General features: G+C 41.1%; 9 protein-coding genes and 5 pseudogenes. 12 read left to right on the top strand and 2 right to left on the bottom strand.

Annotation, left to right across the window (positions count from 1 at the left end):
- Nucleotides 1-3,170: pseudogene (locus JCM10512_RS12065) on the bottom strand (UvrD-helicase domain-containing protein).
- Nucleotides 3,171-3,194: 24 nt separating this feature from the next.
- The gene (locus tag JCM10512_RS12060; protein WP_044163376.1) at nt 3,195-3,800 is read right to left on the bottom strand and encodes an RNA polymerase sigma-70 factor; all 606 of its coding nucleotides are present in this window, start codon (nt 3,798-3,800) and stop codon (nt 3,195-3,197) included.
- A gap of 159 nt (nt 3,801-3,959) precedes the next feature.
- On the opposite strand from JCM10512_RS12060, the pseudogene JCM10512_RS12055 reads away from it, so the two are divergent.
- From JCM10512_RS12055 to JCM10512_RS12000, 12 genes and pseudogenes are all read left to right on the top strand, one after another.
- A pseudogene (locus tag JCM10512_RS12055) lies at nt 3,960-4,957 on the top strand (FecR family protein).
- Between the two features lie 572 nt (nt 4,958-5,529).
- Nucleotides 5,530-8,833: pseudogene (locus JCM10512_RS12050) on the top strand (TonB-dependent receptor).
- A gap of 15 nt (nt 8,834-8,848) precedes the next feature.
- Entirely contained in the window at nt 8,849-10,387 is a 1,539-nt protein-coding gene (locus JCM10512_RS12045) for a SusD/RagB family nutrient-binding outer membrane lipoprotein (protein WP_044163374.1), read from the top strand.
- A 28-nt stretch (nt 10,388-10,415) separates the two neighbouring features.
- Nucleotides 10,416-11,509: pseudogene (locus tag JCM10512_RS12040) on the top strand (glycoside hydrolase family 18).
- Nucleotides 11,510-11,522: 13 nt separating this feature from the next.
- Nucleotides 11,523-12,722, top strand: coding sequence for a DUF1735 and LamG domain-containing protein (locus JCM10512_RS12035; protein WP_044163373.1), 1,200 nt, complete (start codon nt 11,523-11,525; stop codon nt 12,720-12,722).
- A 51-nt stretch (nt 12,723-12,773) separates the two neighbouring features.
- Nucleotides 12,774-13,685, top strand: a complete 912-nt coding sequence (locus JCM10512_RS12030; RefSeq protein WP_044163406.1) for a DUF4999 domain-containing protein — start codon at nt 12,774-12,776, stop codon at nt 13,683-13,685.
- A 1,026-nt stretch (nt 13,686-14,711) separates the two neighbouring features.
- Complete coding sequence (locus JCM10512_RS12025; protein WP_044163404.1) at nt 14,712-16,910, top strand: glycoside hydrolase family 20 protein; 2,199 nt, start codon at nt 14,712-14,714, stop codon at nt 16,908-16,910.
- Between the two features lie 100 nt (nt 16,911-17,010).
- Nucleotides 17,011-18,363: pseudogene (locus JCM10512_RS12020) on the top strand (MFS transporter).
- 38 nt (nt 18,364-18,401) lie between these two features.
- Complete coding sequence (locus tag JCM10512_RS12015) at nt 18,402-19,382, top strand: glycoside hydrolase family 130 protein (RefSeq protein WP_044163371.1); 981 nt, start codon at nt 18,402-18,404, stop codon at nt 19,380-19,382.
- Between the two features lie 6 nt (nt 19,383-19,388).
- Entirely contained in the window at nt 19,389-21,659 is a 2,271-nt protein-coding gene (locus tag JCM10512_RS12010) for a GH92 family glycosyl hydrolase (RefSeq protein WP_044163369.1), read from the top strand.
- Nucleotides 21,660-22,369: 710 nt separating this feature from the next.
- A complete protein-coding gene (locus JCM10512_RS12005) occupies nt 22,370-23,263 on the top strand; it encodes a sugar phosphate isomerase/epimerase family protein (protein ID WP_044163368.1) in 894 nt (297 codons plus the stop codon).
- Between the two features lie 131 nt (nt 23,264-23,394).
- Nucleotides 23,395-24,855 carry a DUF4992 family lipoprotein gene (locus JCM10512_RS12000; RefSeq protein ID WP_044163364.1) on the top strand — a complete coding sequence of 487 codons (1,461 nt, stop codon included), beginning with the start codon at nt 23,395-23,397 and terminating at the stop codon, nt 24,853-24,855.
- Nucleotides 24,856-24,858: the final 3 nt, after the last annotated feature.

Raw genomic sequence — 24,858 nt, 5'->3', positions numbered from 1 at the left:
TTATACCTTTTCTATTTTTTCTTCATTCACATACCACAGGTAACCGGTTATGTTCTTATATCCCATGCGAGTGAGCAGTTGCATATAACCTTTCACCTGTTTGTTGTATTTCGCATTCTCTTTACCAAACTTAAAGTCGACTACCACGACCTGTCCGTCTTTCATCATTACACGGTCCGGACGGCGTGTTTGCAGCACTCCTTTCTCCTTATATATAATGGCACACTCATTGAACAGGTCCATGTGCCCGAATACCAGTCTTGTATTTCAGGCGAAGAGAAGGCTTTCTGAACGAGTTCGCGTATTTCCGCTTCCTTCTCACGGGTACTGATTACTCCCTCAAATAGCAGTCGTTCGATGGCCGAATCGATATCATCCGCCGTATCAATGGCTGAGAATAGGGTATGCAACATACGTCCACGATTGATGAAACGATCGTCTGAATCTTCTTCCTCAGTCCCCTGAATAAAGTCGGCAGAGCGATTGGACTGTCTGAACTCGATGTCGGGACGTATAGACTCCATTCGGATAGGCAACTTATCGGGTTTCCGCACCAGTTTATTGGTAGTCTCTTTTACTTTCTCTTCTTCCGAGGCACAAAGTTCACCTTGCTCATAAAGTTCCTCGTCCCATTCTACCGCTTCTTGCTGTGCTACTACGGGCAATGAGTTGGTGAGCAACTCCGACATCGTTCCTCTTTGTCCCTTCCGGCTCCAAATGATGAGGTTCTTTCCGGCACGTGTGAAGGCTACATATAGCAAATTAAGGTTATCGACCCAGAGTTGCAAACGCTCCTTCAGGTATTCGTCTCCGTAAATGGACTCGGCCATTTGGGTGGAATAGTTAATGGGCAGGATGTCGAGTGCATTGAAAGGAGCTTGCGGCGGCACGCACCACACCAGTTGGTTGTTGGTCTCATTTTCCATTTTCCAATCGCAGAAGGGGAGTAGCACGGTGTGAAACTCCAATCCCTTGGATTTATGTATGGAGAAGATGCGAATGCCTTCCACTTCACCACTCGGGATGGTTTTGCTGCATAAGATATCGTCCCAATAGCGAATGAAAGCGTCAAGCTCCGAAGAGTTACTTTGCAGATAGTCGGTCACGGCATCGAAGAAGGCAAAGAGGTAGGCATCCTGCTCCTGAATGCGATTCATTTCAAACAAGCTGAACAACTCCTCCAGCAACTCGTAAAGGGGCATGAGTCGCAATTCCTTCAAACGTTCGGTAAAAGTGGACGGAAGATAATTGACGGTGGGGAGAAGCAGAAGCTCATTCCATCCGATTTCTTTCTGTAAAATCTCATTTTGATAAGACGTCGCCAGCTGGGCACACGCTATCGGATTCTTTTCGTCCGATAAATAGCGCAGGGCGTCCATCATCATGCAAATGGCCAGCGAGGCATCAAGCCGGAAGGCTTCGTCCGATACCACTTTGCAATGCAGTTCTTTATCAAAGTAATCGGCAATGCGCGGAATACTTTTGTTCTTTCGAACCAATATGGTGATGTCATTCAGGCGGACACCTGTCTCTTGCAGATGCGTCACTTCTTCGCCTAATGCAATTAACGTTTGCTCGATATAATCGTGCTCTTCGTCCGGCTCGAGAAACGAAACCTTCACGTAGCCTTTTTCGGAACTCCGCGGCGACTCTTGTGCAACATCGGCATAAGCTTTTTGCAACTCCTCGCAATCATTGCCTAACTGCTGTTTGTATACCCCGTTGAGGTAGTTGGCGGCGGCAGTGAATAGCTGATTATTGAACCGGATGATATTTGTTTCACTCCGGCGGTTTGTCTTCAAGGTCTTTACCTCAATAGGAAAATGGTCGATACGTTCGTTCAGGCTATTGAGGATTCCCCAATCGCCGTTTCGCCACCGATAGATCGATTGCTTGACGTCGCCTACAATCAGGCTATTGGCCCCTTGCGACAAGCCTTCGAGTAGCAATAGTTTAAAGTTACCCCATTGCATACGGCTGGTATCTTGAAACTCGTCGATCATGACGTTGCGTATGTTCGTTCCTATTTTCTCGAACACAAACGAGGAATCGCCGTCTTTCACCAATTGGTGGAGTAGGGCGTTGGTGTCTGAAAGTAGGAAGCGGTTGTTGTCGTAATTCAACCGGCGCACCTCTTCGTCGATATTGGCAAGCAGTTGTACTTTATTAAGATGTTGCAACGAAAGGCGACAACTGTTTAGCAGCAAATTGTTTTTCGAACGCAACGCTTCGGCTTCTTCCAGTATTTGCATCAGACTCGATTCGGCAAGGGCGACGATATCCGCATGACGGGAAGATGTCTTGGTTGCCCAATGCTTGGCATCTTCCAGACATTTCTCGACGGTTGTGTTGCGAATGTCATTGCCTAGGTTTCCGTTATTCAGTTTACGGAAATAGCTACCGATCCCTCTCGAACCGTTTTTCAGGTCTTCGGCAACCAGTGCGTGTCCGTCCAGTTCTTCTTCAAAGTGGTCGTAGAAGCCTTTCATCTGCTCCAATACTTCAGCCTCTAACGCCTTCAGTTGCTTCCGGTATTCTTTGATGACGTCCGGGTTACGAAGTCGTTGGCGAAGGCTTTCTCCTTTCTCAATATATCCTTCGTCGAATATATTACGTCCGAAACTCTTTACTTCATCCGAAACGTTCCACCGTTTATCGTCGGCTATTCGTTCATCGATGTAATCCAACAACCACGCCAGGACGGGGGAGGTCGGGATTAGTTTCTCGATCATACTGTCTACGGCATCGCTGAGTACTTCGGTGTTGTTCAATTCGATATTGAGGTTGGGGCTTAGTTCGAGTTCACGTGCCAGGTTACGCATGACGGACTGAAAAAACGAATCGATTGTTTCAACCCGAAAACGACTGTAATCGTGCAACATAAACCCCAGAGCTACACCGGCGGCTTTTCGTATCTCCGGCTCGCTCTTACCCGTATCTTCCTTAATCCGGCCGAGGTAGGCTTCCGAGTCTTTATCTCCGGTCTGGATGCCGTAGAGCTGGCTGAGGATTCGCTCTTTCATCTCGGCTGTCGCTTTATTGGTGAAAGTCACGGCGAGTATTTGTCGGTATGCCCGTGGGTTGGCTATTAATAGTTTGATGTATTCCACGGCAAGCGTAAATGTTTTACCCGAGCCCGCAGATGCTTTATATACTAGAAGTTCACTCATATTATTGTTATGGAATATCTTTTATTATTGTTTCAAAAATGTCGGCCCAAAGCAGAACACGAACAAAGGTAAGTAATCTTTTAGAGCAATCCGCAATAATTTCAAAGCTTGTCCGATTCGGTAGTTAATCGTTTGCGGTGAAACGTTCAGTTTGCTGGCTATTTCTTTGTGAGTTAAGCGTTGTGTGCGGTTCATCTCATAAGCTTCTCTGAACTCTTTCGGAAGCTTGGCTAATGCTTCTTCATAAAGCTGAAGGAGTTCATTTTCCAGATAAAAGTTGGGGTTGCTGAATTCCCTTTCATACTTTTCCGAGATTATCTGGTATACTCTTCGTCGGACTTCAAAATGAGATATTCGGTTGAGTGCTTTATTTTTAACAATTGTAAAGAGGAGAGTCTTTAGCGTAAGTTCCTCAACCAGGCTACTTCGATTCTCCCAAAGCCATACCAAAGTGTCTTGTACAATCTCTTCTATCTCTTCTTGCTCGCTAACGTATTGCGAACAAAAACCGCATAAACTGCGAAAATAGTGTCGATAAACAGCTTCAAACACCTTTTCATCACTCGCCTTTAAGGCTGTGATGACAAAATGATTGTCGTTTATATCCATATGTTTAGAAGATTGTGGCATTTCATATTGTATTTATGCAGAACAAAAATAATGAAAGCGATGGAAGATACGAAATAAATGAGAAATAAAAGATTTTTTCTTTTTTATGTTTAGTATATTTGCGTTGTCAACTGTATTAATGGAAAGGTATAATGTTTTGTAGTGAAAGAATGATTGAACATGGATGAAGCAATTTTGATGAATTACTTGCGAGGAACGAGAGTAATGAAGAAACTAAGCAAGTAGAGGATTGGTATGATGAATCTCCGGAGAACAAGAAAATGTTGGAGCAGCTTTACTATACTCTTTTCGTTGGCGACCGGATAGAGGTCATGAATGCAGTAGACACGGAAGCTTCGTTGGCCAAAATTAAGTCGATTATAGAAGAAAAGAAACAAAGAGTAGAGCGGAAACATTTGTCGATGCGTTGGAGTCGCTATGCATCTTTAGCAGCCGCTTTCCTGGTTGGGCTTGTTTTCGCCGGAGGAGTCGGTTTAGGTGTGATTTCTCATAAAAAAACAGATTATACCATCTTGACTACTGGTGGACAAAGGGCACAGACCGTGCTACCGGATGGGAGTAAGGTTTGGCTGAATGGATCGACAAAGTTAGTCTATCATTCCTCTTTCTGGAATTCCAAGCGTCAGATTGACTTATCAGGAGAAGCCTATTTTGAAGTAACACCTGACAAATATGCGCCATTTATTGTAAATAGCAATCACATCAAAACATCTGTATTGGGTACTAAATTCAATATTCGCTCGCGAGAGGAAGACAATAAAGTGATAGCTACCCTGTTTGAGGGTTCGGTTCAGGTAGAGTCGCCACAAGCAACAAACAATAACTATCTGCTGACTCCGGGACAAACCCTCACAATTGATACAAAAACGTACCAGACTGAATTAGTTGAATATGCCGAACCGGCTGAAGTCCTTTTGTGGATCAATGGTAAGTTGATATTCAAGCAACACTCGATGTTGGAGATCACAAACATTATCGAAAAATTGTGTGATGTGAAATTCATCTACGAGGATGAAACTTTGAAAACCGAACGATTTACCGGAGAGTTCTCAACAGATAATCTTCCTGATGAAATTCTGAATGTATTAATGCATACCAAACATTTTAATTACAAGAGAGAAGGACGCATCATCCGACTAATAAAAAAAAGTATCTAATACGCCAAATCTTAAATGATAACGATAATAGCTCTTCGGAGCAGATGGATGTCGTTATAATTTCAATAACAGGGTAGAAGGCAAGCATTCTACTTTATATTTATCACATTTCAATTCCCTAACTTTTAGCGGAATACTAAAAGATGCACGGAGGTCAATTGATTCGCAGTGAATTGGTTGACTTACTCCTTAATTATATGTTTTTATCACAGAGCTACGAAGTCTCAGCATACTTTCATCTGCTGGATTCTATAATTAATTCCTTGTCTCTAAATCGCCGGCTTATGCTGATGTGGTGTATTTTATCGGTAATATTTCATAGACCTTATGTATGGCAATTAATTCGCACTTTAAATATACTAAAAAAAACATTTTCTTTTTAGTATACTTGATTTCTAAAATGTATTACTACTGAATAAGCGCTTATAAAGAATAATTTAGTTTGACCTTCTAACACTGTAATTTATGAAAAACAAAAAGATGTAAAATTCCTTTCTGCCGGAGTGGAGGAAAATTTCACCGCACGGTCTTGTTAACGATCTAAAAACTATTTCTAACTTAAAAAGAATCAAATGAAAGAATTTGTAAGACCCAAGTTTACATACTTGGTATTTTTCCTTTTATTGTTCTCTGCTATTATTTCTGCTAATGGGCAGGCGCGAACAATCTCCCTTAACCTATCTAAGGTTCCTTTAAATACTGCGCTGAAAACAATCGAGAAACAAACGTCAATGTCGATAGTATACAACACGAATGATGTCGATATAGCTCGTACTGTATCCATTGACGTATCCAATGTTTCTTTATCTACTGCAATGAATCGGCTATTTAAAGGTACGAATGTCATTTACTCAATTGTGGATAATCACATCGTTTTATCTACTAAAAGTAATTCTACAAATCAGCAACCGAAAAAAAACATTCCAGTAAACGGAACAGTAACAGACGATCAGGGAGAACCTCTGATTGGAGTCAGTGTCTTAATAAAAGGCACTACCAAAGGCTATATTACCGATATTGATGGAAAGTTCAATATGCAGGCTGCTGTAGGTGATGTACTGGAATTTTCGTATATCGGCTATACTTCTCAGACAGTGAAACTCACAAACGGACAACCTTTGCAAATTGTATTGAGCGAAGATGCTCAAACCTTGGCCGAAGTAGTAGTCACTGCTTTAGGTATCAAACGCGAACAAAAAGCACTGAGCTATAATGTACAGCAGGTAAAAGGAGACGCTATTACGGCTGTAAAGGATGCCAACTTCATGAACTCATTAGCGGGTAAAGTCGCAGGTGTGCAGATCAACAGTGGAGCTACCGGAGCCGGTGGTGCTACGCGTGTCGTTATGCGTGGTATGAAATCATTGACTAAAGATAATAATGCGTTGTATGTGATCGATGGTGTGCCGATTTTCAACACGGGCGCAAGCGGTGGAGAAGGTCAGTATGGCGTAAATGGGGGATCGGATGCAGTAGCGGACTTGAACCCGGATGACATTGAAAGTATCAGCATGATGACCGGGCCTTCAGCAGCTGCACTATACGGTTCGTCAGCCGCCAATGGAGTTGTTCTTATCAATACCAAGAAAGGAAAAAAAGAGAAAATATCGCTTACTGTATCTAATAGCACCACTTTTTCCAGCGCATATATAATGCCTGATATGCAAAACAGATACGGAACAAGTACAGGACTATTTAGTTGGGGAGCACCTACCGATAGGAGATATAACCCGAAAGATTTCTTCAATACCGGATCTAATATCATAAACTCGATTGCGCTATCTACCGGTAGTGATAAAAATCAGACCTATCTGTCAGCTTCTACTACAAACTCGGATGGGATATTGCCCAATAACAGTTACAATCGTTATAACTTTACCGCACGCAATACCACTAGCTTTTTGAATGATAAATTGACGCTGGATCTTGGTGCTCAATATATCGTTCAGAACAATACCAATATGATGTCGCAAGGACAATACTACAATCCTTTACCGTCGTTGTATTTATTTCCGCGTGGTGATGATTTCGATGAGATTAGGTTGTACGAACGCTATAGTACAAACTATGGATACATGACGCAGTATTGGCCTTATGGTGACGGAGGATTGTCTTTACAGAATCCTTATTGGGTACAAAATCGCCTTTTAAATACTTCGAATAAGAAAAGATACATGTTGAACGCTTCCTTAAAGTGGCAAGCTGCCGATTGGTTTAATATTACAGGACGTGTCAATCTTGATAATTCAGATTATCGTAATGAACTAAAAAAGTATGCTTCCACAAAAACTACTTTCTGCGGTGTCAGCGGTGGTTATGAAGATGAAATGCGCCAAGAGCGTTCACTATATGCAGACGTATTGGCTACTGTTGATAAAGCATTCGGTGATTTTAGGCTGAATGCCAACGTCGGAGCTTCTATCTATCATACGTCTATGCAGACGATGGGATTTGCCGGCGACTTGATTATCCCCAACTTCTTTGCTTTGAACAACCTTAATTATTCGGCTAATTATAAACCTCTGCCGGAGGGTTATGAAGATGAAATTCAGAGCGTTTTTGCGAATGTGGAATTGGGATGGAGAAGTCAATTGTATCTGACGCTAACCGGGCGTTATGACTGGGATTCCAAATTAGCTTACTCCAAACAGCCGGGGTATTTTTACCCTTCGGTAGGTTTGTCGGCTGTTTTGACAGAAATGTTTGAGCTACCCAAGATCATTACTTATGCTAAGTTACGTGGCTCGTATACGAAGGTAGCTAGTTCTTTTGATCGTTACCTAACGAATCCGGGATATGAATATGATAGCCAGACCCATAACTGGGCTAACCCTACTGTTTTTCCAATGGATGATTTGAAGCCGGAAGAAACAAGTTCATGGGAAATCGGCTTAAATGTGAGATTCTGGGAAAATCGTTTTAATCTGGATGCAACATATTATCGTTCCAATACCAAAAATCAAACCTTTGAAGTAGACATCCCGTCTTCATCAGGTTATAAAAAAGCAATTGTTCAAACTGGTAATGTACAGAATCAAGGAATTGAATTGGCTTTAGGATTTACTGATAAATGGGCGGACTTTGGTTGGTCTTCAAATGCTACATTTACGTTAAACCGAAATGAAGTGAAACGTTTAGCAGGCGGTTCTACCAACTGTTACTGGCGAACTAATCGAAATGCCTAATATGCCTGTTGGGTGGTTAGGGCAAGAGAATGTAGCTCCACGAGTTATTTTAACAGAAGGTGGAACGATGACAGATATTTATGTATACAATGAGCTGACAAAAGATAATAATGGAAATATCAAAGTCGATCCTCAAACAGGTAACCTGAGTATACATACATCAGATACTCCGACTAAAGTGGGTAATCTTAATGCCGATTTTCATTTGGGATGGACTAATCATTTCTCCTATAAAGGTATTGATTTAGGCGTCGTTCTAACAGCTCGCGTTGGTGGATTAGCGTACTCTGCTACACAAGGTATTCTTGACTATTATGGAGTATCAGCAGTTTCGGAAAGTGCTCGCGATAATGGTGGCATACCCCTCAATAATGGTAAAGCCGATACTCAAAAATATTATCAGGCGATTGCTACCGGTGAAGGCGGTTATGGACGATATTATCTGTATAGTGCAACCAATGTGCGTTTGCAAGAGTTAAGTTTAAACTATACATTACCTAGGAAATGGCTTAACAATATTGCCGATGTTACTGTTGGCTTAGTAGGACGCAATCTGTGGCTGATTTATTGTAAAGCACCATTTGACCCCGAATTATCTGCTTCTACCGGCAGTAATTACTACATGAATGTTGACTATTTTATGCAGCCTAGTTTGCGTAATATCGGTTTTAATGTAAAAGTTCAATTTTAATTAAAGGAACGAATTATGAAAAAATATCTGAGAAATATAACAATCTTAGCCGCTTTGTTACTATTGGCAGGAGGTTGTACGAACAAATTTGAGGAATATAATACCAACCAATATCAAATTCATAATGCTGACCCTTCGACTCTGATGAAATCAATGATTGAGACGATTGTAAATATTCAGCAGAATGATTCACAAATGCAAGATCAAATGGTTGGTCAACTAGGAGGGTACTTGGTATGTGCCAACACATGGAGTGGCACTAACTTTGGGACATTCAATCAGAGTGATGATTGGAATGCAAGTCTGTGGAATACAAACTTTGAAAAGATATATGGAAACTTCTTTAGTATACAGGAGGCTACTCAGTCAAACGGGCATTATTATGCATTTGCACGACTCATTCGAGCCATAACCATGTTGCGAGTAGCTGATTGCTACGGTCCGATTCCATATAGTCAAGTTAAAAAAGGAAACTTTTATGTGGTATATGATACGGAAAAACAAGTATATGAGAATATATTAGCGGATTTGGCAGATGCGGCCGATGTATTATATAATTATCACAAAGATACCAATGGGAATGCTCCGTTGGGGATCAATGATCCGGTGTTTAATGGTAACTATTTGAGTTGGGCTAAATTAGCAAATTCAATGCGCTTACGAGTCGCTATACGTATCAGTTCTATTTATCCGGCTATAGCTCAGGAGAATGCGGAGAGAGCTATAAAGGATGAAGCTGGCCTTATTGAATCAAATAATGATAATGCCATGCTTGACTGTGGCTCACAAACTAATCCGTATCAACTCGCTGCCATCAGTTGGGGAGATTTGCGTGTTAATGCAAATATTGTTGACTATATGAAAGGCTATGCTGATCCACGTATGAGTAAATATTTCAACTATTCGACCTTTAGTGGGCATACGCAAAATTATGTAGGTATGCGTACAGGAGAGGCCGGTTTTGACAAAGCATCTGTCGGAGGATATTCTATTCCCGCTTTTGCGCCAACTTCCAAATTACTGGTTTTTTGTGCAGCAGAAACCGCATTCTTACGTGCCGAAGGCAAGCTGATGAGTTGGAATGTAGGTGAAAAAGATGCTAAAAGCTACTATGAAGATGGCATTAAGCTCTCGATGGAACAGTATAGCGTATCAATGCCTGAAGACTATCTAACAAGTACCGCTAAACCTACCGGACATGCTAATGATCCAAGAGGCGCTAGCTACAACTACAATTTAACTAATACTGTTACTGTTGGTTGGGGATCGAATACGGAAGAAAATCTACAACGTATCATTACACAGAAATGGATTGCAAATTATCCCTTAGGTCTAGAAGCGTGGGCCGAATATCGCCGCACCGGTTATCCGGAACTTTATCCGTGTATTGATAACTTGTCTACATCAGGTGTAGATAGCAAACGTGGAATGCGCCGGCTAAGATATCCGTATACCGAAGTACAGAACAATTCTGCCAATCATGTTCAGGGAGTAACTTATTTGGGTGGTCCGGATAATGAAGCAACAGAATTAGTTTGGGCTACAAAGAAATGATAATCTATTTTTATAAAACAAAACTTATATGAAAAAGAATTATTTACTATATATTCTATTGTTACTGTTTGCCGCTACCATATGGATCGGTTGCAGTGAGTGGACTGATGCAAAGGCGAAAGATTATTTTCAAGGTCCTTCGGATGAGTATTATGAATCTCTCCGTGCCTATAAAAAAGCAAACATCAAATAGCTTTTGGCTGGTTTGGGAACTGGTCGGGTGAAGGTGCGGCACTGACAAATAGTCTGGCCGGTATTCCGGATAGTGTAGATATGGTTTCTATTTGGGGTAATTGGTCCAATATGACACCGGCAAAGAAAGCTGATCTGGAATTTTGTCAAAAAGTAAAAGGCACTAAATTTTTACTTTGCTTAATTGTTACAACTATAGGAGATCAAATAACTCCTCAAACAGTTCGGGACGATTATGAAGCAAATGGTTTTCCTTCTGTAAGTGCTGCAGTAGAAGACTTTTGGGGTTGGGAAGATGCCGATGATGAAGCCATTGAAACAGCTATCCGCAAATATGCCAATGCGATTTGTGATACGGTAGCTAAGTATAACTATGATGGCTTTGATCTTGACTTTGAACCAAACTTTGGAGGTGGAGGGAAACTGGCTAGCTACAAGGATCGTATGTTGATTTTTGCTAACGAGCTGAGTAAGCGTCTTGGTCCTAAATCCCATACAGGTAAATTATTGGTTGTAGATGGTGAACCCCAAACGATGCCTGCTGAGTCAGGAGAATACTTCGATTATTTCATTGTTCAGGCTTACAAGCCCAAAGATGATAGTAATTTAGATGGCAGATTACGAACTACAGTTAATAACTATGATGGATATCTTACCGCTCAGGAGGTTACTAATAAGTATATTGTAACTGAAAATTTCGAGAGTGTCAGTGCTGCCATGGATGGAGGATATCCCTATGTTGACCGTCATGGAAACGATATGAAATCTCTGGAAGGTATGGCACGTTGGCAGCCTACTAATAGTTTTGAAAAAGGAGGAGTAGGAACTTATCACATGGAAGCGGAATACCATACAAACCCTGAATATAAGAATCTACGCAGGGCGATTCAAATTATGAATCCTTCCGCACATCCTTTGGTTAAATATTAAAACATACAGTATTATGAAACGACTAAATGTTATCCGGAATATATTCTTTATGCTACTTGTCATTGGAGCAGGAGCGTTAGCTAGTTGTAATGATGCCAACTATCAAAAGCTAGGTATCCACGCTTATATTGAAGAGGCGTTAGCTAGTACAGGGACCAAAATAACGGTATTGGCTGAAGGCGAAACTACCATGAACCTGAACATTCACTTAAGTGATCTTTCATCAGTGGATAATCATTATCAACTGGTGCCGGATCAAACGGTATTAGATGAGTATAACCAAGTAAACGGGACTGACTACACCATGTTGCCATCTGACTATTATACACTGCCAAAAGATATTATAATTGCGGCTGGTGAATACAATGCAAAGACCGTAAGTATACCAATAAAGGCATTCAGTAAAGAGATGAATGACTCCGGCGAATCTTATGCATTGCCTTTAAAATTGGTAGAACAAGATGGAAGTGCAGCTGCGATGGCTAGCACAGGAACCTTTGTGATAGCTGCCGGTAGTATTATGAAGTATCCGGTTCCAATGTTTACGCATGCTGTCAATATGCATGTTGACAGGTATACGGAAAGCCCCGAAACATATGGGCAATATACAATAGAGGTTCGTTTTCAGGTAAGTAATACTGCCGACCGAGATCGGGCTATTTTCAAGAACTTGGCTGATGATGCTAGCTTCGTTCTGCTTCGCTTTGAAGATCCACAGACTAATACAAATGACCATAAAGCTCATGCTTTGGTGCAGATTGTTGGTCGGAATCGTCTCTACATGAATCCTACTTATTCATTCGAGCCAAACAAATGGCAACACTTGGCTTTAACTTGTGATGGTTCGAATTACCGTCTCTATATCAATGGAGTGTATGCCGGAACCAAAGAGATACCTTCTGGACCAACTACTTTTTCCGATGTTAATTGGTTCTGTAAGGGAGATGACAATAGAGATCCATGGGCTAATTGTAAAATACTCATGAACGAAGCTCGTATTTGGTCGACTTGCCGTACCGAACTTCAAATTCAGAATAATATGACGATGATAAGTCCTAAATCACCGGGATTGGAAGCTTATTGGCATTTTACTGAAGGGAAAGGAAACGTATTTGAAGATAGTACCGGCAAAGGACACACCCTTACGACATCGTCTACTCCCGTATGGATAGAAGGAGTTTTATCAACTGATATTGCTACTCCTTGGCCATAAGTAAAAAAATGACTATTCTCTTACAGTAACCATTTGAAAATGATATTTATTATGAAAAAGATTTATCAAATCATGTTAATAGTGACTCTGAGTCTCGGACTTAGTTCTCTTATCTACTCGTGTGCAGATGATGATTCAAACAACGAGTGGGATATGAGTTATGTCACTTTATTACCTGCTGACTATCTCACTCCCATACCGACTTTCGCATTAACTCATGTTGAAGAAGAAGGTATTGAGGGAAGTCTTGAGTTCCAATTCGTAGCTGCCGTCAGTAAGGCTGCTAAGCAGGATGTTAAAGCGTATTTTGACTTTGAATGTGATGGATTCTCGGAGGATAATGTTGAGGCTACTTCGGAATTTGCAATTGTAAAAGCTGGTTCTAGAACGTCTGATACGATAACCATTAGTGTTAGAAATTGGGGGGATTTGGAGGATGTAAAGACGGCTACAAATTGCACATTAAAAATTAGACTCAAAGATATAGAGACAACAGCTGAAGATGTGGGTAGTTCGGTTTATTATAAGGAGATAGTGCTGAGGATTTCTAAAACAGCTGAGAAACCAAAAGAAAATAAATTGTTAACTAATGCAAAAGACTGGATATTCACTTTTATGGAAGGTGTGGAGAATTCTGAATCAAATAGTGTTGCTGGAACTGGTTCTAGCGATGTTGCTACTAATGGAGTTCCATTCTGGTTGACTGTTGATTTGAAGACGACAAAGACTGTAACCGGAGTTCAGACAAGACACTGGGGGGCTACTTATGCTCCGACAAAAGTGGAGATATTCACATCTAGTGACGGAGTGAAATGGATTACAGCCGGGGTGTATGTTACTAAAGGATCTACGCAAACTATTACATTTGGGGAGCGTGTTAAAACTCGATATTTGAAATACCAAATGATCGATGTCCCTAATCGTGTTGATATTACACGGTTTTATATCTATTCTTATGAATAAAGTATACTAGACTTTTCCGATAAACTAGAAAGACAAGGGTAGACTTACAGACAATGTATATGTTTGCCCTTGTCTTTCCATTTTAAGGTATCTCTATGAAAGATATGCTTGAATTCAGAATCATCTGCAAAAGTATGGAGATTATGCGTTATTTTCGTTAATCTATGCAGGAATAAGAGTCGGTTCATTACTTCCCTTAACTAAAATCAGCATAAAAATTAGAGTAACAGCATGTAGAATCATATCTAGTCACAGTCACTTTTTGCCATAAATGTCTGATTGATATCTTGATACAATGCGGGTGCTTTTCTCAGACTGATCGACTCAATACATAATGCCAAATTCCAAAGGCTGTGTACTTGGCTAAAATACCCCGGCATATAGTCGTAAACAACTAGTTAAAGACATTTTTGCCCATTATATTTCCTGTTCCACAGATGTGGAACAGCTGACTCACATATTGTGGAACAGGCGTCGCACATAATGTGAAACAGTCGTCGCACATAATGTGAAACAGGAAATAAAAGGGAATAAACCTGAAAAAGTACTGCTTAGATCCACTAATAATTGCGTACGATACGGTTCTTAAAAAGGCCTGTTGGGTAAATTGTACGCTCTGCTTCTTGAGAAAATAAGCAATAGCTATCGCTCATAAAATTAAAATGATCTAAAAAAAAGAAGACGCAAAATAAGACACTGATATACTGAATGATATGCAAAAAAGTGACTAAGTCATAAGAGTGTTGTATCATTGTGCTAAGTGTTTCTGTCAAGCCTCGAAGATGAAATTAGGAACACAGAATGGCCACACGGATATTGTACAGGTTGCAAAAAGAATAGAAACTTAAGCAGTACTCAAAAAGGTATGAGGTCACATCGGCCCCATACTTTTACAAGTCTTCCTGGATTCACGTTGAAAACCGAGTATAAGCATCGAATGAATTATTAATTGTTAAATCCTAGCCGTTCCCCTTAGGAGTTGGGGCGTTTGGATTGTATTATATCAAACGACTTAATATAATGAAAATGAAAACACCCATTTTAAGTTCATCTGTTTTATTGATCTTACTTAGCTTTTGTTTGACTACTCAGGCACAAGTATCGTTAATAAAAAACGGTAAAACCAATTCAAAGATTGTATTACTGGAAAAGAATGAGAACGAAAAGACATCCGCTAACCTATTGCAGTCATTTGTGCACAAGATTTCGGGATGTACATTGCCCATAGAGGAAAACACTCGAGTAAGAAAGGGAGATATTGTGATCGGTGGGAAAACGTCAGAAGGAGTAACCGAGGATGGGTTTCATCTTACTACCAAAGAGGGTTATCTGCGTATCTCCGGTCTTGATAAAGGCACAATATATGGAGTTGTCACGCTGTTGGAACAATATCTAGGTGTCGACTATTGGGGAGAAAATGAATACTCCCTTACACCTCAGGCTACAATTACACTTCCTTTAATCGATCGAATAGAAAATCCCGCTTTTCGCTATCGGCAAACGCAGTGTTACGCCTTGCAAACAGATAGTGTTTATAAATGGTGGAATCGTCTGGAAGAACCTCAAGAAGTCTTTGCTGCCGGATATTGGGTACACACTTTCGACAAGCTTCTTCCTTCCTCTGTGTATGGAGAAGAACATCCGGAATATTATTCGTACTTCAAAGGAAAACGTCACCCCGGTAAGGCAAGCCAATGGTGTCTCACCAATCCGTCAGTGTTCGAGATTGTAGCACAACGAATAGATTCCATATTTCGGGCGAACCCGGATAAACACATCATCTCTGTGAGCCAGAATGATGGCAACTATACAAACTGTACCTGCGACTCGTGTAAAGCGATTGATGACCGCGAAGGAGCATTGTCAGGCAGTATCATTACTTTCCTGAATAAACTGGCAGCTCGTTTTCCTGATAAGGAATTCTCTACACTGGCTTATTTATACACAATGAATCCTCCGAAGCATATAAAACCATTGCCGAATGTAAACATCATGCTTTGCGATATTGACTGTAACCGGGAAGTCAGTTTGACCGAAAACGCATCGGGTAGAGAGTTTGTGAAAGCAATGGAAGGATGGTCTGCCATAACCAATAATATCTTTGTTTGGGATTACGGTATTAACTTCGATAACTATCTTTCTCCTTTTCCCAACTTCCATATTCTGCAGGATAACATTCGTCTTTTCAAGAAGAATCATGCAACCATGCACTTTTCGCAGATTGCCGGAAGTAGAGGAGGGGACTTTGCCGAACTGCGTGCTTATTTGGTTTCCAAACTGATGTGGAACCCCGAAGCTAATGTAGATTCGTTGATGCAACACTTCTTGCATGGATATTATGGAGAAGCGGCCCCTTACATCTATCGGTATATTCAAGTGATGGAAGGCGCACTGATCGGTAGCGGGCAACGGTTATGGATTTATGATTCTCCGGTTTCTCATAAAAATGGTATGTTGAAGCCTGCTTTGATGCGTCGCTACAACCAGTTGTTCGATCAAGCGGAAAAAGCGGTTGCAACAGATGATGTATTGCTTCGACGGGTACAGCGCGCTCGTTTGCCCATTCAATATTCAGCTTTGGAAATAGCCCGTACGGAAACCGAAAAAGACTTGGCAGATATTAGCCGACAGCTCGCTCTTTTCGAAGAACGGGTAAAGTTATTCGATGTACCCACGCTCAACGAACGCTCCAATTCGCCAATAGAGTATTGCCATTTATATAAAGAACGTTATATGCCGCAAAAGGAGCAGAGTCTGGCATTGGGAGCTAAAGTGACCTATCTGATTCCTCCTACAGGCAAATATGCCGAACTTGGGAAAACAGCTTTAGTCGATGGCTTGTTTGGCGGAGCTACTTATGCGGATAGTTGGGTTGGCTGGGAAGGTACCGACGGTGCTTTTGTGATCGATCTGGGTGAATCTAAAGATATTCGTAGCATCGAGACTGATTTCTTACATCAAATAGGGGCTTGGATACTCTTCCCGTTGCAAGTCGTTTATTCCTATTCGGAAGATGGCGAGCACTATACACGTTGGCAAACTCATGATTTGCCTGAAGATCGGTCAGGTGTGGTGAAGTTCAATGGCATCAAGACCGAGTCGGCTCAATCGATAAAAATGCGCTATCTAAAAGTCGAAGTTAGCGGAACAAAAGTATGTCCGACCTGGCATTACGGTGTGGGACATCCCTCTTGGTTTTTCATCGACGAGGTTACTATAAAATAAAAAAAGTGTGAAGGAGGGTTAGTAGTTTGGCCTTCTTGGTTGTATTATATATAAAGGCATTAAAAAAAACATGAATCCTTCATCTATATGCTATTGAAATATGCAGCAGAATAAAACATCTTCCAAACAAAAAGCAGTAAATCCGGTGTGCTGGGTACCTACTGCGTACTTTGCAATGGGTCTTCCTTTCATTGCTATTAACTTGGTCTCGGTATTTATGTTTAAAGATATGGGAGTGTCTGATGCGCAGATTGCCTTTTGGACTTCGCTTGTCATGCTGCCATGGACCTTGAAGTTTCTTTGGAGTCCCTTCCTTGAAATATATCGTACAAAGAAGTTTTTCGTTCTACTGACTGAACTCTTGAGCGGAATCTTATTCGGAGTAGTAGCCTTTTCGTTAATGTTTCGACTACTTTTTCGCAATTAGTATTTCTACTATGGCGTTGATAGTTCAGTGGTGCAACACATGATATTGCCTGCGATGGTGTATATATGGCCGAACTGGACAAACAAAATCAGGCTAAGTATATCGGTGTGCAAGGGGCGTTTTATAACATCGCCAAATTGGTTGCCAACGGAGGTCTGGTTGCTATGGCAGGAAAATTGGCTGAACACTTCGGTGCAATTGAAGGAGCCACTACGGATGTTAATGCCGGCGCTTACTCTTCTGCCTGGATGATAATCTTTGGTGTAATTGCAGCGATGCTTATACTACTCAGTATTTATCACATTAAAATGTTACCCTCTACACAAGTTCCTTCCGACGGTAAGAAGAAGGCTTCGGAGGCTGGCCGGGAACTGATTGGCATTATCGGTAACTTTTTCACCAAAAGACACATTCTCTACTATATCTGTTTCATTATTCTCTATCGCTTGGCGGAAGGCTTTATCATGAAGATAGCTCCTTTGTTTTTGCGTGCGTCCAGAGAAGTGGGAGGACTCGGTCTTTCTTTGACGGAGATCGGAACCTTGAACGGTATCTTTGGGTCGGCAGCTTTTGTGCTTGGCTCTTTGCTTGCAGGAATTTATGTTTCGAGATTCGGATTGAAGAAAACACTGTTCTCTTTGTGTTGCGTATTTAACCTACCGTTTGTGGCTTATACCTTTTTGGCTGTGGCACAGCCGGAAAAATGTGTACTTGATCGGCGGATGTATTACAATGGAATATTTTGGTTACGGCTTCGGGTTTGTCGGCTTAACCCTGTTCATGATGCAACAGGTTGCTCCGGGTAAACACCAAATGTCGCATTATGCGTTTGCTTCGGGCATTATGAATCTCGGAGTCATGCTTCCTGGTATGTTGAGTGGTTATTTGAGTGATTGGTTGGGATATAAGGATTTCTTTATTTATGTATTGATTGCCACAATCCCAGCTTTCCTGATCACTTACTTCATCCCGTTTACATACGATGATTCGAAAAAAGAACAAGTAGCAGAGTTACCCTCTGAATAAGATAGAATAAAATATACGTTTACTAACAAATAAAGACAATGAGTATGAATACCAATCAGATGCCTTGGGAAGACCGCCCAGCCGGATGTAAGGATGTGGTGTGGCGTTGTTCAAAGAACCCGATCATCCCCCGTGATCTTCTTCCTACTTCCAACAGCATATTCAACAGTGCGGTAGTATCTTTTAAAGAAGGTTTTGCCGGAGTGTTTCGCTGTGACGACCGGAACAGGCGCATGGCTTTGCATGTGGGTTTCAGTGATGATGCCATTAACTGGAAGATCAATGAAGAGCCACTACGTTTCCAATGTGATAACCTGGAAATAGGAGAATGGGTTTATGGCTACGACCCCCGCGTATGCCTAATTGAAGGACGTTACTATGTGACTTGGTGTAATGGTTACCACGGACCGACTATCGGTGTAGCGTGGACTGATGACTTCGTGACATTCCACCAGGAAGAGAACGCGTTCTTACCTTACAACCGCAACGGAGTGATGTTCCCCGTGAAGATCAATGGTAACTTTGCCATGGTAAGTCGTCCAAGCGATACGGGCCATACCCCGTTTGGTGATATCTTCTACAGTGAATCACCCGATTTGGTTTATTGGGGAAAGCATCGGCACGTAATGGCTCCCGCTCCTTTCGAGCAGAGCGCCTGGCAGTGTATGAAGATCGGTGCCGGACCAACTCCGATTGAAACAGAAGAAGGATGGCTGATGATTTATCACGGCGTACTTCATTCCTGCAATGGATATGTATATAGCTTCGGCTCTGCTATCCTCGACAGAGATGAACCCTGGAAAGTGAAATACCGTTCGGGCCAATACCTGCTCTCTCCACAAAAAGCGTACGAATGTATGGGTGATGTACCCAATGTTTGTTTCCCCTGCGCTGCACTTCACGATTCCGAGACAGGACAAATTGCGATCTATTATGGATGTGCTGATACGGTGACCGGATTGGCTTTTGGTTATATACCCGAGATTATCGAATTCACCAAACGTACAAGCATCATTTAAGTAGATATGAGATTCATTTTATTAACTTACACACTGGCTTTCTCTCTTCTTCCCGTTTTTGCGGGAGGAGAGGGAAGCTCCCCCTCTAACACAGGGAAAAAGCTTTTGATCGATTATGTAGATCCTTTTATTGGGACAACAAACTTCGGAACGACTAATCCGGGAGCAGTTTGTCCGAATGGGATGATGTCTGTTGTGCCTTTCAATGTTATGGGCTCTTCGGAAAATACGTATGATAAAGACGCACGTTGGTGGTCGACTCCTTATGAATATACGAATTGTTTCTTTACCGGTTATGCTCATGTCAATCTGAGTGGAGTCGGTTGTCCGGAATTAGGTTCTTTATTGCTAATGCCTACTACCGGAGAACTGAACGTGGATTATAAAGAATACGGGAGTAAGTATAAGGACGAACAAGCATCGCCGGGCTATTACTCGAATTATCTGACTAAATATAATGTGAAAACCGAAGTCTCCGCTACACCACGTACGGGGATAACTCGTTTCACTTTCCCCAAAGGTAAGAGCCATATTTTGTTGAATCTCGGTGAAGGTTTAACCAACGAAAGCGGAGCGATGCTTCGCCGAGTGAGCGAACGCGAAGTGGAAGGCGTTAAACTGCTGGGTACTTTCTGTTATAATCCGCAAGCGGTGTTCCCCATCTATTTCGTAATGCGGGTAAATAAAGTGCCTGCTACAACCGGGTATTGGAAAAAACAACGTCCAATGAGCGGTGTGGAAGCCGAATGGGATCCCGACAACGGCAAATACAAATTATATACCCGCTATGGGAAAGAAATTGCCGGCGATGATGTCGGCGCTTATTTCACTTTCGACACGCAGGAAGGTGAACAGGTCGAGGTACAAATGGGAGTTTCCTTCGTCAGCATCGAAAATGCCCGCTTAAATTTAGAGAAAGAACAAAACGGCAAGCAGTTTGATCAAGTTCTGTCCGAAGCTCGCGCTTCTTGGGAAGACGATTTGTCACGCATCACCGTAGAAGGAGGAACTAAAGAACAGAATACCGTATTCTATACCGCACTTTATCATTTATTGATCCATCCGAATATTCTGCAAGATGTCAACGGACAATATCCGGCCATGGAGAGTGATAAGATATTAACTACACAAGGGAATCGATACACGGTCTTCTCGCTGTGGGATACTTATCGAAATGTACATCAGTTGCTGACCTTAGTCTATCCCGAACGTCAGATCGAAATGGTTCGCACCATGCTTGATATGTATCGGGAACATGGTTGGCTACCCAAATGGGAGCTGTACGGAAGAGAAACGCTGACGATGGAAGGTGATCCGAGCATTCCGGTGATTGTTGACACATGGATGAAAGGCTTGCGTGATTTTGATGTCGATCTGGCTTATGAAGCAATGTATAAATCGGCGACTTTACCCGGAGCTGAGAATCTGATGCGTCCGGACAACGATGATTATATGTCGAAAGGATATGTTCCACTTCGCGAACAGTACGACAATTCTGTATCTCATGCCTTGGAATATTATATAGCCGACTTCGCCCTTTCTCGCTTTGCCGATGCGTTAGGTAAGAAAAAAGATGCGGAACTGTTTTATAATCGTTCTTTAGGTTATAAACATTATTATAGCAAAGAGTTTGGTACGCTTCGCCCGATCTTACCGGATGGAAGTTTCTACACTCCGTTCGATCCCAAACAAGGAGAGAACTTTGAACCTAGTCCGGGCTTTCATGAAGGCAACTCGTGGAATTATACATTCTATGTTCCCCATGATGTATATGGATTGGCTAAGTTAATGGGAGGTAAAAAGCCTTTTATAGATAAGCTACAAATGATTTTCGATAAGGGTCTTTACGATCCGGCGAATGAACCCGACATTGCTTACGCGCATCTATTCTCTTATTTCAAAGGAGAGGAATGGCGGACGCAGAAAGAAGTACAACGTCTGTTAGACAAATACTTCACAACCAAACCGGATGGGATTCCCGGAAATGATGATACGGGAACGATGTCTGCTTGGGCGATTTTTAATATGATCGGCTTTTATCCCGATTGTCCGGGACTACCGGAATACACGTTGACAACACCTGTCTTTAATAAAATAACCATTCGCTTGGATCCGAAGTGGTATAAGGAAAAGGAACTGGTCATCGAAAGTAATCGTACTCACTCCGGAACGCAATATATTAATAAGGTAATGTTGAATGGCAAAGGATTTAATAAATATCGTATTAGTCACGAAGAACTTATTCACGGCAAACAATTGTTCTTTAACTTAAAGTAACGCATAGCGTTTCATTAGGTATCGTTTTTTTAAGGTGACGAGGCTGTCGGATCATTTTGATTGGTCCGGCAGCCTTTTTTATGTTCTCACATATTTCAGCGAAAGCAAGTTCGGAATACGCTGTGTCCTATGCTAACCCCCGAGAGGAAGAGTAGGAAGAGACAGTGAAGTAGGGCTGAAGCCTTGCAATAAAGTCGTATTGTGAATCAGTACACTGCAAACTAATATTTTGAGTAATGAAACAGTTCAAAAGAAGCCTTTGAATTGGCTTTATCTACTCTTATATCTATTTTCAATTGGCGAGTTTTTCTTAACCCTGACTTGGATTGACTCTAATTTTTCTTCTCCCCAGACAAGTAGAGTATTGCATTTTTAACTTCTCGGCAGTCTTTTTTTATCATAATGGAATGAGAAAAACGTCTCTTATTTTGTTATACAGAAGTCTTTTATTTTTTGAGAAAAGGCAAACAAGCGGTTGAACTAAGCAAAATGAGTATTCGACTTAGGGTAAACTAGCACTAAAGTTAGGCTTGGCAACAACTTGTCCGATAGGTGGTATTCATTTCGTAGCGGATGAAAAACGAAGGGGAATCGTTTGATTAAATAGATGCTTCTGTAAGGGGGCTCTAAAAAAACTTTAATTAAACCGATTACAAAATTGCGTTTCGTCCGTCTACTAGGTACAGTCATGTAATAACCAACAATGAAATATGAAATTCCTTAGGCTAATATATATATTAATATTCATTCTGTTTGCAGAGAGTTTGCCTTTGCAAGCAGTAACTCCTGTTCAACCAACTGAGCAGCGTTATAAAATTGCAGTGTGCGACTGGATGATTTTGAAACGACAGAAGATCGGTTCGTTTGAGTTAGTTCGTTCATTGAATGGTGATGGTGTTGAGTTAGATATGGGAAGTCTTGGTCAGCGAGAGAAGTTTGATAATAAACTTCGTGAGCCTCATTTCCAACAACTATTCCGGGAAACAGCACAAAAGTTTCAGTTAGAAGTCTCTTCGATTGCCATGTCCGGCTTTTACGGACAGTCTTTTCTGGAGCGTGCCAACTATAAAGAGTTAGTTCGGGAATGCTTGGATGCGATGAAGGTAATGGATACCAAAGTTGCTTTTCTCCCACTTGGCGGAGTTAAAAGCGGTTGGGAAAAAGATCAGGAACGCCGGAAAGAATTAGTTAAGCGTTTGAAAGAAGTAGGAGATATGGCTGCATCCGAAGGTTTGGTTATTGGAATTGAAACACAATTGGATGCCAAAGGAGAAATTAGACTCTTGAAAGAGATCAACTCTCCGGGCATTAAAATCTATTATAAGTTTCAGAATGCGTTGGAAAACGGACGTGACTTATATAAAGAACTCCGTGTCTTGGGTAAAAAACGAATTTGCCAAATACACTGCACGGACACAGATGGTGTCACTTTGCCTAACAATGAGCGTTTGGATATGAATAAAGTTAAAGAAACTTTAGATAAGATGAAGTGGAGCGGATGGCTTGTTGTCGAGCGTTCCCGTGATAAAAATGATGTTCATAACGTGAAGAAAAATTACGGAACGAACATTAACTATTTGAAGGAGGTTTTTCAAGAGCGATGACTAAAAATAACTTATAACCGTCTTTTTTTGGGAGGTGACTGATTACATATTTGATAGTTATTCGTCTTTCTTAATAAAAACTTATTTTTTGGAGTATGATATATTATATTTGTTTAATTAAAGTTTAATCTATGAAGAGTAAAATGAAGATTAAAATGAAGGCTGTCGGAGGCATATGCTGCTTGTCGATGGTTCTTTTTGTTGGCTCTTGTGCAGGAGATGGTTTTGATAAGGAGACCTTTTCTGGAGGAGTAACAAATACGCAGTTATCGTCGCCTAAAATCGATGAGAACAGCTTTTCAACATTGACTAATTCTGATGGGTCAGAGAATGTGAAGGTGACTTGGTCGGTAGTAATGGGTGCCGGAGGTTATCTATTTAATGTGAATATTGTAGATGATCCTTCTAATCCCATTGTTGTAGTAAAAGACAGTGTTATTGATGGTAGTTCTGCTGTATTTACCAAGTTAGAGGATACGAAATATGAAGTTTCTGTTAAAGCTTTAGGTAATGAGAAATTGCATAATACAGACGCTCCATCTGCTACTGAATTTGCATATTCCACTTTAATTTCTGCTGTGACTATCCCTGCAGGGCAAGACATAGCTGAATTTGTTAAAGCAAATCTTCAACCGAGCGATAAAGAACAGGGCTTTGAGTTGGAAGCAGGTAAAGCATATACGTTGAATGACTTGGTTGACTTCGGAATAAATCAGATAACATTCCGTGGAGATAAAGCGCATCGTCCAACTGTAGTGGTTGGAGCTACTGGTGGTATAGTTACTGAAGGAGGGCTGAAAGTGAAATTCATCAATTTTGATTGTTCTGCAATGAGTGCGGCTAATTCACAAGTCGGATTAGTAACTTTAGGAAACGCTGTAACAAGCGGGGCGCCTGCAACAGAAAAAGGTGGTGCTTACCTTATCAGTAATCCTATTATTTTTCAAGAGTGTAATTTCAAGGGAGTTAATAATAGTATAATTTATGCAGGTAAGGACAATGGTCCTTGGGCAGTACAAGATTTACGTCTTACAAATTGTATTGCTGAGCTAAATAATGGGGCTAGCAGTAAGCCTATTATTAACTTTGAAGACAATGGTGGTAGAGCTATTAAATCTTTAACCATCTCAAAGAATACATTCTACAATTTGCAAACTAATAGCAAAGCTTATTTTATTCGTTTGAATAACGCTAGTAATGCTAGGCCTGATAAGACTTGGAATGATACATCCGGGAGTGTTACGATTACAAATAACACATTCTTCCAAACGATGTCCAATAAAGACTTTGCGAATAATATGGCAAGCGTAAATACTGTTACCACTACAATTAAGAATAATATATTCTATAATACTTACCGAGTACAGAAGATTGTTGGTAATACAACAAAAGCCATCGGAGATAATTATTTGTTTTCTAGTGGTGCTACTAATGTTGGTGCTTTGGACAATACTGACAAAACTTACGGAACAGAAGAAGACCCAGCGTTTATCGGTCCCGTAGATCAAGATCCGGATCAAGTTAATTTTGTTCCTGCTAGCAGTACAAAGGCTTATTCAAATAAAGCAGGCGACCCTCGTTGGTATAAATAAATA

The sequence above is a fragment of the Bacteroides reticulotermitis JCM 10512 genome, from assembly GCF_000517545.1.
In the GTDB taxonomy this organism is placed as follows: Bacteria; Bacteroidota; Bacteroidia; order Bacteroidales; family Bacteroidaceae; genus Bacteroides; species Bacteroides reticulotermitis.
The sequence above is the reverse complement of the archived record's forward strand: the minus strand, read 5'-3'. Positions and strand labels throughout refer to the sequence as shown.

Bases quoted from the DNA above. Each gene is read 5' to 3' on its own strand.
- JCM10512_RS12060 (WP_044163376.1), bottom strand. From the start codon at position 3,800: ATGCCACAATCTTCTAAACATATGGATATAAACGACAATCATTTTGTC.
- JCM10512_RS12045 (WP_044163374.1), top strand. From the start codon at position 8,849: ATGAAAAAATATCTGAGAAATATAACAATCTTAGCCGCTTTGTTACTA.
- JCM10512_RS12035 (WP_044163373.1), top strand. From the start codon at position 11,523: ATGAAACGACTAAATGTTATCCGGAATATATTCTTTATGCTACTTGTC.
- JCM10512_RS12030 (WP_044163406.1), top strand. From the start codon at position 12,774: ATGAAAAAGATTTATCAAATCATGTTAATAGTGACTCTGAGTCTCGGA.
- JCM10512_RS12025 (WP_044163404.1), top strand. From the start codon at position 14,712: ATGAAAACACCCATTTTAAGTTCATCTGTTTTATTGATCTTACTTAGC.
- JCM10512_RS12015 (WP_044163371.1), top strand. From the start codon at position 18,402: ATGAGTATGAATACCAATCAGATGCCTTGGGAAGACCGCCCAGCCGGA.
- JCM10512_RS12010 (WP_044163369.1), top strand. From the start codon at position 19,389: ATGAGATTCATTTTATTAACTTACACACTGGCTTTCTCTCTTCTTCCC.
- JCM10512_RS12005 (WP_044163368.1), top strand. From the start codon at position 22,370: ATGAAATTCCTTAGGCTAATATATATATTAATATTCATTCTGTTTGCA.
- JCM10512_RS12000 (WP_044163364.1), top strand. From the start codon at position 23,395: ATGAAGAGTAAAATGAAGATTAAAATGAAGGCTGTCGGAGGCATATGC.